The organism is Agromyces salentinus (assembly GCF_009749395.1).
GTDB lineage: Bacteria > Actinomycetota > Actinomycetes > Actinomycetales > Microbacteriaceae > Agromyces > Agromyces salentinus.
The window spans coordinates 48942-60795 of the sequence record NZ_WBIR01000012.1; the positions used below are offsets into that span (position 1 = coordinate 48942).

Sequence of the window (11854 nt, forward strand, 5' to 3'; positions counted from 1 at the left end):
AGCGCCAGACGACGGGCAGCGCTGGGTCGAGTCGAGGCGTCATGCCGCGAGCATGCCTGATCCGGCGCGCCCGCCATGCCGCCTCTCCACAGGCGGGGGAGCACCGCGGACCATGCGGGCGGGATCGGCTCAGGCGAAGGCCGGCGCGCGGCAGCCGCCCACCAGCGTCAGGCGGGCGGCGGCTCCGGCGACAGCATCAGGCGGCTCAGGCGACAGCGTCAGGCGGGCGGCGGGCTCGGCCGATCGCCGCCGTCGGGCTCCTCGCCGGCGTCGTCGCCCGAACCGGGCTCGCTGCCGTCCTCGCCCGGGGCGGCGGGCGTCTCTCCGCGCAGGAGCTGCTCGAGCGCCTGGTCGAAGTCGTCGTCGGCCTCGGAGGTCTCGGACTCGGTGCCGGTGAGCCGCGCGATGAGCGAGGACGGGTCGTCGAGGTCTTCGGCCGTCGGGAGGATGTCGGGATGCGCCCAGAGGGCATCGCGCTGCTCGATGCCGACCGCGTCGCCGACGGCGCGCCACAGCGCGGTGGCCTCGCGCAGCCGGCGGGGGCGCAACTCCAGCCCGACGAGCGTCGCGAATGCGGATTCGGCGGGGCCGCCCGTCGCACGGCGCCGGCGGATGGTCTCGGCGATCGCGTCGGACTTCGGCAGGCGGGAGGTCGCGTCGGCCGTGGCCTGGTCGACCCAGCCCTCGATGAGCGCGAGCATCGTCTCGAGCCGGGCGAGCGCGGCCTCCTGCGCCTCGCTCCTCGGACTGATGAGCGCGCCGGACTCGACCGCCTGGCGCAGCTCATCGGTGTTCGAGGGGTCGAAGCCCTCGGCGAGGGTCGCGAGCCGCTCGGTGTCGATCTCGATGCCGCGGGCGTAGGCGGTGATCGCGCTGATCAGGTTCAGGCGCAACCACCGGGCGTGCCGGAACAGGCGGGCGTGCGCGAGCTCGCGGACCGCGAGGTAGAGCTCGACCTCGGTCGAGGGGATGTCAAGGTCGGCGCCGAACTCCGCGATGTTCTGCGGGACGAGCGCCGCCCTGCCGTCGGACTGCAGCGGGATGCCGACGTCGCCGCCGGAGACGACCTCGCTCGCGAGCTGGCCGACCACCTGCCCGAGCTGCATGGCGAACATCGCGCCGCCGATGCCGCGCATGAGCTTGCTCGCGCCGTCGATCATCGACTGCATCTCTTCGGGCGCCTGCTCCCGCATGACCCTTGTCAGGGCATCGGAGATGCTGAGGGCGACGGGCTCGGCGAGCTGGGTCCACACGGGCATGGTGGCGGCCACCCACCCGCGACGGGTGAGCAACTCGGGGGAGTCGGGCAGCCTCGAGAAGTCCACCGCCTCGTCGAGCCAGAGCGAGGCCACCTGCAGGGCCTGATCGAGCCGGGTGCGCTCCTCATCGGTGATCTGCACCTGCGCGGATGCCGCTCGCTGCTCGCCCTGGCGGAGCGCGACGTTCCAGTCGATGCCGTCGCCCGCCTGGTTCATCGCCTGCTGCAGCTGACCGAACAGTGCGGCCATGCTCGCGGGATCGTTGGGCAGCCCGGCCGCACCCGCCAGCTGCGCCGGGTCGATGTCGCCGGCTCCGGAGAGCAGGTTGCGGAGCATCTCGCGGAACTCCTCTTCGGGGTTCGTCTCGCCGGGCTCGTCGTTCCCATCGGCCACGTGAGCCACCTCCTGTCAAGTTCCCTCCAACCGTAGCGCCGCGCCCGGGACGCGAGGCTGGGAAATGCCTTAAGCTGGCGGTTCCCGGTGTCCGCCCGTCGCGAACACCGGGGCATCCGGAACCATGCGGTGGCTCGAACCGCTCGGAAGGACACCCATGGCCCTGTTCGACGACGATCGATCGCCGATGCCCGAATCGCTCGGGCCCGATGCGGGGTCGCCGCGACGTGGAGCGGCACGGCCGCTCCGGGAGCGCATCGGCTGGTGGGCCGCAGTGACGGCGACGATCATCGGCCTCGTGTTCGTGTTCGTCCCGTCGCCGTACGTCATCGAGCGACCGGGGCCCGTCTACGACACCCTCGGCACGGCCGAGCACGAGGGCGAGGAGATCCCGCTCATCGAGATCCCCGATGAGGAGACCTTCCCGACCGACGGCGAACTCAACCTCCTGACCGTCTCGGTCGTCGGCCGGCCCGGATCCACGCCGACGTGGTTCGAGGTGCTCGGTGCGTGGTTCGACCGGCAGCAATCGGTCGTGCCGATGGAGGCGATCTTCCCGCCCGGCCTCAGCAACGAGGACCGCGACGCCCAGAACACGGCCGCCATGGTCGACTCGCAGCAGGACGCGATCGCGGCCGCACTGGTCGAGCTCGGCTACGAGTTCCCGCGAGAGGTCACCGTCTCCGGCATCCTCGAGGACGGCCCGGCGAACGGCCTCCTCGAGGACGACGACGTGATCGAGGCGGTGAACGGCACCGAGGTCTTCTCGATCGACGAGTTGCGCGCCGCCGTGCAGGAGAACGGCACGGAGTCGCCGGCGCGGCTCGACGTCCTCCGGGACGGCACCACGACCGCGATCGAGGTCACGCCGACCGACTCCGGCGGCACCGCGGTGCTCGGCATCGGCGTGCGCATGGTCTACGAGTTCCCGATCGACGTCGAGCTCCAGCTCGACGACGTCGGAGGCCCGAGCGCCGGCATGATGTTCGCGCTCGGCATCGTCGACAAGCTGACGCCGGGCGCGATGACCGGCGGCGAGGTCGTCGCCGGCACCGGCACGATCGACTCCGCCGGGGTCGTCGGGCCGATCGGCGGCATCCGCCAGAAGCTGTGGGGAGCGAAGGATGCCGGTGCCACCGTGTTCCTCGCACCGGAGTCGAACTGCGACGAGGTCACGGGCCACGTCCCCGACGGCCTCGACGTCTTCGCGGTCAGCGACCTCGACCAGGCGCGCGAGATCGTCGAGGCGACCGGCGAGGGCGCGGACACCGCGAGCTTCGCCACCTGCCCGGCCTCCTGACGCCTTCCACCTCGTTCCGGGCAGATGCTCGGGTTCGCGACCATAGGATGGAATCTCGATCCGTCCCGACCGAACAACAAGAGGCCGAGAGTGACAGCACAGACGCAAGAACCGAGGACATCGCGCCGTCGAGCGCCCATCGCCCTGACGATCGGGGTGTTGGCAGTGCTCGTGATCGCGTTCTTCGTGTTCGTCGGGCTCTACGCAGACGTGCTCTGGTACGACCAGCTGGGCTTCCTCGAGGTGCTCACCACGCAGTGGGTGGCCCGATCGGTCCTGTTCGTCATCGGCTTCGTCGCCATGGCGCTGCCGGTCTGGGCCTCGATCCAGATCGCGTACCGCACGCGACCGGTCTACGCGAAGCTCAACTCGCAGCTCGACCGCTACCAGGAGGTCTTCGAGCCCCTGCGACGGCTCGCGATGTACGGCATCCCCGTGGTGCTCGGCATCTTCGCCGGCGTCTCGACGTCGAGCCGCTGGGACCTGACGCTCACGTGGTTGAACCGCACCCCGTTCGGCTCGACCGACCCGCAGTTCGGCTTCGACCTCGGCTTCTACGTGTTCGAGCTGCCCTTCTACCGGTCGATCATCGGCTTCGCGTCGGCGGTCGTGCTCCTCTCGCTGCTGCTCGTGGCCGCGACCAATTACCTCTACGGCGCGATCCGCGTCAGCGGCCGCGAGGTCGTCATCTCCAAGTCGGCTCGCGTGCAGATCGCGATCACGGCCGGCCTCTACCTGCTGCTGCAGGGCGTCAGCATCTGGTTCGACCAGTACGCCACGGTCAGCGAGACCGGCTCGCTCATCACGGGTGCGGCCTACACCGACGTGAACGCGGTGATCCCCGGCCGCCAGATCCTCGCGGTCGCGGCGATCGGCGTCGCCGTGCTGTTCGTGGTGACGGCGATCATCGGCCGGTGGCGACTGCCGCTCGTCGGCGTGGCCCTCCTCGTGGTCTCGAGCCTGCTCATCGGCACGCTCTACCCGTGGGTCGTGCAGCGCTTCCAGGTCGACCCGAGCCCCCGAACCCTCGAGGCCCCGTTCATCCAACGCAATATCGACCTCACGCGAGACGCGTACGGCGTGGCCGACATCGAGGAGATCCCGTTCGAGGCGAAGACCAACGCCGAGCCGGGTGCGCTCCGCTCCGACGCCGAGACGACCGCGAACATCCGCCTCATGGACCCGCTCGTCATCAGTCCCGCGTTCCAGCAGCTCGAGCAGTTCCGGCAGTACTACCAGTTCCCCGATCGCCTCGACGTCGACCGCTACCAGATCGACGGACAGACCCAGGACACCGTCGTCGCCGTGCGCGACCTCAAGCTCTCGGGCCTCGGCGACGCCGAGACCTGGTACAACTCGCACATCGTCTACACCCACGGGTACGGCCTCGTGGCCGCGGCCGGAAACCAGCGCTCAGCCGGCGGACAGCCCTTGTTCGTGCAGTCGGGAATCCCGTCCTCCGGTGACCTCGGCGAGTTCGAGCCGCGCGTCTACTTCGGCGAGAACTCGCCCGACTACTCGATCGTGGGCGCACCGGAGGGCACCAAGCCCGTCGAGCTCGACTACCCCGCGGGCGGCGACAACGACGAGCAGACCCAGACGACGTTCGAGGGCGACGGCGGGCCGAAGCTCGACAACGTCTTCACGAAGCTGGCCTACGCGCTGAAGTTCCAGTCGGAGCAGATCTTCCTCTCCGACGCCGTGAACACGACGTCGCAGATCCTCTACGACCGCGACCCGATCGAGCGCGTCCGGAAGGTCGCACCGTACCTGACGCCCGACTCGGACGCCTATCCGTCGGTCGTCGACGGCAAGCTCGTCTGGATCGTCGACGCCTACACGCTGACCGACCAGTACCCGTACTCCAACAAGGTGAGCATGAGCGAGGCGATCGCCGACAGCGAGAGCCTGCCGACGACGCTGCCGTTCGACGAGGTCAACTACATCCGCAACTCCGTCAAGGCGACGGTCGACGCGTACGACGGCTCGGTCACGCTCTACGCGTGGGACACCGAGGACCCCATCCTGAAGACCTGGCAGAAGGTCTTCCCGTCGACGATCGAGCCGCTGAGCAAGATGTCGGGCGAGCTGATGAGCCACGTCCGGTACCCGGCCGACCTCTTCAAGATGCAGCGCGCGGTGCTCGGGCGCTATCACGTGACCGACGCGAGTGCGTTCTACTCGCGGGAGGATGCGTGGACGACGCCCAAGGAGCCCACGGAGCCGGCGAACACCACGCTCCTGCAGCCGCCCTACTACCTGACCATGCAGATGCCCGGCCAGGACGTGCCGTCGTACTCGCTCTACTCGACGTTCATCCCCGAGGCGAGCGGTGACCAGAGCCGCAACGTGCTGCGCGGTTACCTCGCGGTCGACGCCGACGCCGGCAACACCGACGGCGAACGCGCTGACGGCTACGGCAAGCTCCGGCTGCTGACCCTGCCCGAGGACGACAACGTGCCCGGTCCCGGTCAGGTCCAGGCCACGTTCAACTCGGACCCGACCGTGTCGCAGTCGTTGAACCTGCTGAAGCAGGGCCAGTCCGACGTGATCAACGGCAACCTGCTCACGGTTCCCGTCGGCGGTGGCCTGCTGTACGTGCAGCCGGTCTACGTCAAGTCCACGGGCAACACGAGCTACCCGCTGCTGCAGAAGGTGCTCGTGGCATTCGGTGACGAGATCGCCTTCCAGGACACCCTCGACCTCGCACTCGACGTGCTCTTCGGCGGGGACTCCGGAGCGGATGCCGGCGACCAGGCGGTCGATCCGAATGCGACGCCCGAGACGCCCGCCGAGGGCGAAGGCGAAGGCGACGAATCGACCACGCCGCCGAGCGATGAGGTGCAGTCTCTGCTGAACCAGGCGCAGGCGCAGATCAAGGCGAAGCAGGCCGCGCTCTCCGAGGGCGACTGGGTGGCCTATGGCGCAGCGGACGCGCAGCTCGCCGAGATCATCGCGAAGCTGCTCCAGGTCACTGCGGGCGAATAGCTGCGCTCCGACAGACACCGATGGCCGGCAGGGAGACCTGCCGGCCATCGACGCGTGCGGGGAGGTGTCAGCCGAGCGGACCCTCCGGAGCCGAGCGGAGCGCGTCACCGAGGGAGTTCCCGAGCTCGTTGCGGTAGTCGCCCGACAGATCCCACCACATCGCGCCGCCGTAGCCCTCCTGTGCGAGCCACTGCGCCTTCGCGGTGACCGAGGCCGGGTCGTCGAGGCTCCACCAGTCCCCGGTCGCTGCGTCGTACCGCCACGATGCGCCGACGGCCGGGTCGAAGTAGCCGGTGCCGACCGAACGGATCTCGTAGTACGGCTTGGTGCCGATCGACGCCGTGGCGGCCTGCCACGCATCATCGCCGACCGTGACGCCCGTCCAGCCCTGCCCGTAGGCCGCGAGCCCCGCGTTCAGCTGTTCGGGTGCGGCGCCCGCGTTCAGGTACATCCCCACGGCGCCGTCGAGGCCGAGGCCCCAGTTCTCGGTTCCGTCGGGGTGCAGGTTGCCCTGGTGCCCGGTCCTGTTCGGAACCCAGCCGCCGTGGAAGTCGTACCCCTGCACGTTGAGGAAGTCGACGGTCGCGAAGAGGCGCGGATCGAGCCATCCGCCCTGTCCGGCGTTCCAGCCGCCCGCCGGGGCGAACGCGGTGAGCAGGTAGTCCTCATCGACCTCCTCGCCGTACGCATCGAGTTGGGTGCGGAACTCCTCCATGAGGGCGAGGAAGTTCTCCTTGTCGACGGCGGGGTCGGGGCTCGTGCTCGGCACCTCGCCGCCGGTGACGGGCCACTCCCAGTCGATGTCGATGCCGTCGAAGATGCCCGCCGCGACGCCCTTGCCGCCCTGCTTCCCGACGACGGGCAGGTTGCCCTCGAGGTAGAGGTCGATGCAGCTCGCCACGAGCTTCGACCGGCTCTCCGGGGTCGCGGCGGCGGCGTAGAAGTTGTCGGACCAGGTCCAGCCGCCGAGCGAGATGAGGATCTTCGTGTCGGGGCTCTTCTCCTTGAGCTTGCGCAACTGATTGAAGTTGCCCGCGATCCGCTGGTTCTTCGAGTCCTTCTTGCCGTCCACCGAATCGGCGGCGGAGACGAGCCGCAGGTAGTCGTTCTGCGCGTCGCCCTCGCCCGGGACGTCGGTGATCTCGCAGGTCAGGTTCGACGTGACGTTGCCGAAGGCGTAGTTGATGTGCGTGATGTCCGAGATCGCACCCGTGTTCAGGAGGTCCTCGACCTGGTAGTCGCGCGTCACGGGGGTGTCGGCCATGAGGTATCCGACCGACCGATAGCCGTTGATCTCCTCAGGGCCGGCCGAGCGGCCGTGCGCGTGGTGGTCGTGCTTGCCGTGGCCGCCTCCTCGGTGGTCGCCGTGGGCGGCGGCGGGGGAGACGGCGGATGCCGCGACGAGCGCGGTTGCGGCGGCGGCGATGGCCGCGGCTCTCAGCAGATGGCGTTCAGGCATGGGAATCCTCATCGATGGTGTGGCCCGCACGAGCACGCCGCGCGTGCGGTTCCGGTGAAGCTACCAACGGAACGACGAGTTCGAAAGGACTCCTAACAAATACTGCGGGAACCGCAAACAATCCAGCGTCGGGGTGGAGGTCGTCGATAGTCGATCCCGTTGCTCGTGCACATGTTGCAACGCGCTCGAATGCCCGCTCGGGCTCGATTTGTGCGGCCGCGAAGCTCGTGCTAGATTCATCTCTTGTGCCGCGGGGTGGAGCAGTTCGGTAGCTCGCTGGGCTCATAACCCAGAGGTCGTAGGTTCAAATCCTGCCCCCGCAACCAAGAAGGCCCGGTCAGAAGAAATTCTGACCGGGCCTTTTGTTCGCCCGTGGGTGGATTCGCCGGACCCGGCCTTCACTCGCCGCGACCGGGCATCCTCAGATCGGCGGGATCCACGTCCACATCGCCCGCGTCGTCCGGTCCACCGGTGCCCGGCACCGCCCGGACGTGGTCGAGGTCGAGGTCGTCGTCGATGCCCTCGGGCAGTGGGTCCGCCTGCTTGGCGGCGGTCTCGGCCTCGCTGCCCGGGCTCTCGCTCACATCCTTGCGGGTCTGCTCGCGGTCGCTGAGCGGCTCGGGCGTACCGCCTCCGCGCTCGGGGTTCGGTGGTGATGCGGTCTCGTCTGCTGCAGCCATGTCGAGAACCGTAGGATCGGGACGCGATCGCGACCACCCCCTTGACGCGTGATGCCCCGGTCTGCGCGGTGAGGTGGTCCGAACCCGGTCGGGGGACGCGTATACTGGAACACGCGCACGGACGTGGTGATCGAGATCGTGAGATCCGGTCGGGATGATCCGGCGAAGGCCCTTCACGGGGTCAGTGGCGCGGGGTGGAGCAGTTCGGTAGCTCGCTGGGCTCATAACCCAGAGGTCGTAGGTTCAAATCCTGCCCCCGCAACCGAGAGGCGAGAGGCCGGCACCGGAGAGATCCGGGCCGGCCTCTCGGTCGTTCGCCCGGCCCGTCAGGTGGCAGGTGCACGGGTGCGCCGTGTGCCGCACCCAGCCCGGCCGGGCCCGGCTCAGGCGGAGCCTCCCGGCGGGTTCGGCATCGCACTGGTCGTGCGGGCGCCGGCGTGCATCGGGAGCAGCATCGCGAACGTCGTGCCCCGACCCTCGACACTGGACACCGTCATGGTGCCGTGGTGAGCGGAGACGATCGCCTTCGTGATGCTGAGACCGAGGCCCACGCCCTGGACGGCCTGCCGGATGGCCGTCGACGAACGGAAGAACCGCGTGAACAGGCGCTCGACCTCGCCGGCCGGGATGCCCATTCCGGTGTCGGTGACCGCGATCCGGGCGTAGCCGTCCACCATCTCGAGCGACACCGAGACGGTTCCGTCCGGCTTCGTGAACTTCAGGGCATTCGAGATCAGGTTGTCGCACGCCTGTGCGAGCCGAGTCGCATCCCCCGGGATCTCCATGGAATCCAGGGCGTTATCGGCCCGGAGCTCGATGCCGCCGCGCGTCGCCGCCGGACGCGCCGACTCGACGGATGCGAGCACCACGTGCACCAGGTCCACCTCGCGGATGTCGAGCGGGAAGGTGCCCGACTCCACCTGGGCCGTCAGGAGGAGATCCCCCACGAGGGCGAGGAGGCGGTGCGCGTTCCGTTCCGCGATGGCGAGGTAGGAGAATTGCTCTGCCGTGAGCGGGTGCTGCTCGTCGTCGCGGATCAGCTCGAGATACCCGAGGACCGAGGTCAGCGGAGTCCGAAGCTCGTGGGAGATCATGCCGACGAACTCGTCCTTCAGGCGATTCACCTCGTGGAGCCCGGTCACGTCCGTGCCGATGAAGATGTACCCGACGTGATCTCCGGACTCGTCCAGCCGAGGCGAGGCCGAGAGCTGCACCGGGATGCGTTCGCCGGCCGCGTCGACGAAGGTCCACTCGGAGTTGTCGCCGTATGCCGCACGGGCGGCCTCGACGAGGTGCATGAAGCTCTCACGATCGGTGATCGGATCGACGCCGGGCATGAAGTTGCGCGCTCGCTCGCGGAGTTCGTCGCCGGCGAGGAACTGGGTCAGGTACCGCTGCTCGACGCCGTCCTCGAATGGAACGCCGAGCATTCGATCCGCGCCCGGCCCGGCCGTGAGAATGAGGCCCGTGCGATCCGTGACGATCACGGCCTCCGCCTTGACGGCTTGCCAGATGCTGAGATTGAAGGCCTCGGACGCACGGAGCTGCGCCTGGCTCGACTCGAGTTCCGCCCGTCTCGCCTCAGCGTCGGCGAGCAGCCCCTCCCGCTCAGCCAGCAGCGCTTCGGCGTTCGCCAGCTGCACCCTGCCCAGGTGCGAGAGCTCGTTGATGATGCCGGCCGCGACGAGGTACACCAGCGGCGCGAAGAAGCCCCGCATGAGTTGGCCGTCGCCGAGGACCTGATGTCCGGTCAGGAAGGGCAGTTGCAGCGCCACGCACACGGCGGCTGCCGAGAGCACGATGTGGGATCGCCCCTCCTCCGAGGCGATCCAGACGAAGGGGAGGATGATGAGCGACCCGAAGATGGATGCGAACCCGCCCGTGCCGAGCCGGAACAGGCCGATCGCGAGGATCGAGAGCACGGGGATGACGATGGCCCACTCGTGGTCGAACCGGCGCCAGGGGAAGGTGAAGGCGAAGGCTGTGACGGTGACCAGGATCGCGACCCCCGACCATGCCGCCCACTGGACGGTGATGGCGACGCCTGGTACGACGAGTGTCGTCACGACGGCGAGCACGAGGCCGATGGCCGTCGGCACCTGCTTGAAGCCCGGCGACAGGGAGTCGCTGGAGAGCCGGGCGAGCCATCCGGGCTGCGTCACAGGAAGAACACCTGCCGGACGACGACGAGGGCGACCACGACGACGATCGCGAGCAATGCCTGGGGGATGAGGCGCCGTTCCGAGCGCCGGTTCTCCTCGATCTCGCGTCGCAGGGTCCGCTCCCCGAGGTCGGTCATCCCAGCACCCTGCCCGTCTTCTCGGTCTTGTCCCACACCATGGCGGCGCCGCGCGCCTCCTTGACGTACGAGTCGAAGGTGATCGCACACAGGATCGGCCCGTAGCCGATCAGATAGACGAGCAGGGGGCACAGCCAGCGACCCGGTCGAGTCGAGTCGAGGTGCTTGGCACCCCAGGCGGCGAGCATCGAGAGGGAGACCCAGCTGTAGACGAAGAGCGTCCAGGCGACGAGTGCCTCGTCCGTGAACTGCAGGCCGAAGAGCGCCGGGATGCGCTCTTCGATGAGCCCGGGGAAGAACGCCGTGATCATGACGACGATCGAGATCGCGCCGGGGAAGAGGATCGCCTCACGCCAGCTCGAGCGGCCCGTGGCCGGATCGAGTTGCGCCGCGAGCAGCATCGTGTAGACGTACGTGCACGCGGCCACGATCCAGAGCGCGCGGAACACCGTGAGCGCCAATTGCGAGTCGAGGAGGAAGAGCCCGATGAGGCCGATCGAGGACGCGATCATCAAGCAGGGCAGCAGGAAGACGCTGAACCAGAACAGGCCGAACGAGATCGACCCGAGCCGGTGCTCACGGGACGGGCGGAACCAGACCTTCCGGTATCGCGCGGTGAGCTGCACGTTGCCCCGTGCCCAGCGCAGGCGTTGCTTCCAGAGTGCGCCGATCGCGTGCGGCTCCTCAGCGAGGACCACTGCATAGGGCTCGAAGACGACCCGGCGTCCGCGGAGCTGGGTCTCGAAGGTGGTGACCGTGTCCTCCGCCAGGGAGCTCGTGTCGATCCTCCCGCCGATGTCCTCGAGGTTCGTCCTCGAATGCAGCTGGGCGCCGCCTGCCAGGCAGGCGAGCGCGCCCAGCACGTTCTGGGCGCGACGACTGCCGATCTGCGAGAGCACGTACTCGAAGGCGACGAACCTGCTGAGGTAGTTCTTGTCGCGACTTCCCTCCCGGATGTACGCCGTGACGGCGCCGACCTTCTCGTCGGCGAGGTGTCGCGTCATCCGCCGCAGGGAATCGGGCAGGTAGATGACGTCGGCGTCCATGATGAGCAGCGCATGCATCCAGTCGTCCTGCAGGACATGGCGGATGCCGTGGTTCAGCGTGTGCGCCTTGCCTTCGCCGCCGACCTCGCGACGGAGATGGAAGACGGCGCCCGGATACTCACGCGCCTTCGCCTGGACGACCTGGGGCGTGTCATCCGTCGATGCGTCGTCGACCACGTACACGCGGAGGGCGCCCTCGGGGTACTCGAGCGCCATGAGGCGGTCGATGGAGACGCCGATGACGGCCCCCTCGTTCCACGCCGGCACGATGATGGCCACGTTCGGAAGGTATGGCGCTGCCCTGCCGTAGTGGTTGCGCACGGCGTGCACGGGGATGAGGAGGAACTGGTACGCCATCGCGAGCACGGGGATGGCCCCGAACGCGACGAAGACCGCGAGGACCGTCACCATGACGCCGTACAGGACGCCG

General features: G+C 68.8%; 8 protein-coding genes and 2 tRNA genes. 4 read left to right on the forward strand and 6 right to left on the reverse strand.

The window, feature by feature from the left end:
- Positions 1–218 precede the first annotated feature (218 nt).
- Positions 219–1595: a zinc-dependent metalloprotease gene (locus GQQ95_RS12285; protein WP_157427984.1), complete on the reverse strand. Its 1377-nt coding sequence runs from the start codon at positions 1593–1595 to the stop codon at positions 219–221.
- A gap of 214 nt (positions 1596–1809) precedes the next feature.
- On the opposite strand from GQQ95_RS12285, the gene GQQ95_RS12290 reads away from it, so the two are divergent.
- Entirely contained in the window at positions 1810–2952 is a 1143-nt protein-coding gene (locus tag GQQ95_RS12290; RefSeq protein WP_157427963.1) for a YlbL family protein, read from the forward strand.
- Between the two features lie 90 nt (positions 2953–3042).
- Positions 3043–5940 carry a UPF0182 family membrane protein gene (locus GQQ95_RS12295; RefSeq protein ID WP_343032766.1) on the forward strand — a complete coding sequence of 966 codons (2898 nt, stop codon included), beginning with the start codon at positions 3043–3045 and terminating at the stop codon, positions 5938–5940.
- Positions 5941–6007: 67 nt separating this feature from the next.
- Here the strand turns inward: GQQ95_RS12295 and GQQ95_RS12300 are convergent, their stop codons facing one another.
- A complete protein-coding gene (locus GQQ95_RS12300) occupies positions 6008–7399 on the reverse strand; it encodes a glycoside hydrolase family 18 protein (protein WP_157427965.1) in 1392 nt (463 codons plus the stop codon).
- A 249-nt stretch (positions 7400–7648) separates the two neighbouring features.
- On the opposite strand from GQQ95_RS12300, the gene GQQ95_RS12305 reads away from it, so the two are divergent.
- Positions 7649–7725: transfer RNA gene (locus GQQ95_RS12305), tRNA-Met, on the forward strand.
- A gap of 72 nt (positions 7726–7797) precedes the next feature.
- Here the strand turns inward: GQQ95_RS12305 and GQQ95_RS12310 are convergent.
- Positions 7798–8079: a hypothetical protein gene (locus GQQ95_RS12310; RefSeq protein WP_157427966.1), complete on the reverse strand. Its 282-nt coding sequence runs from the start codon at positions 8077–8079 to the stop codon at positions 7798–7800.
- Between the two features lie 188 nt (positions 8080–8267).
- On the opposite strand from GQQ95_RS12310, the gene GQQ95_RS12315 reads away from it, so the two are divergent.
- Positions 8268–8341: transfer RNA gene (locus GQQ95_RS12315), tRNA-Met, on the forward strand.
- Positions 8342–8462: 121 nt separating this feature from the next.
- Here GQQ95_RS12315 and GQQ95_RS12320 read toward each other — a convergent pair.
- Genes GQQ95_RS12320 through GQQ95_RS12325 form a run of 3 tightly spaced genes read right to left on the reverse strand, consistent with a single transcriptional unit; the run spans position 8463 to position 11835 of the window.
- Positions 8463–10241: a sensor histidine kinase gene (locus GQQ95_RS12320; RefSeq protein WP_157427967.1), complete on the reverse strand. Its 1779-nt coding sequence runs from the start codon at positions 10239–10241 to the stop codon at positions 8463–8465.
- Positions 10238–10378: a hypothetical protein gene (locus GQQ95_RS19345; RefSeq protein ID WP_170297051.1), complete on the reverse strand. Its 141-nt coding sequence runs from the start codon at positions 10376–10378 to the stop codon at positions 10238–10240. The genes GQQ95_RS12320 and GQQ95_RS19345 overlap by 4 nt, the downstream gene beginning before the upstream one ends.
- Positions 10375–11835, reverse strand: a complete 1461-nt coding sequence (locus tag GQQ95_RS12325) for a glycosyltransferase family 2 protein (protein WP_157427985.1) — start codon at positions 11833–11835, stop codon at positions 10375–10377. The genes GQQ95_RS19345 and GQQ95_RS12325 overlap by 4 nt, the downstream gene beginning before the upstream one ends.
- Positions 11836–11854: the final 19 nt, after the last annotated feature.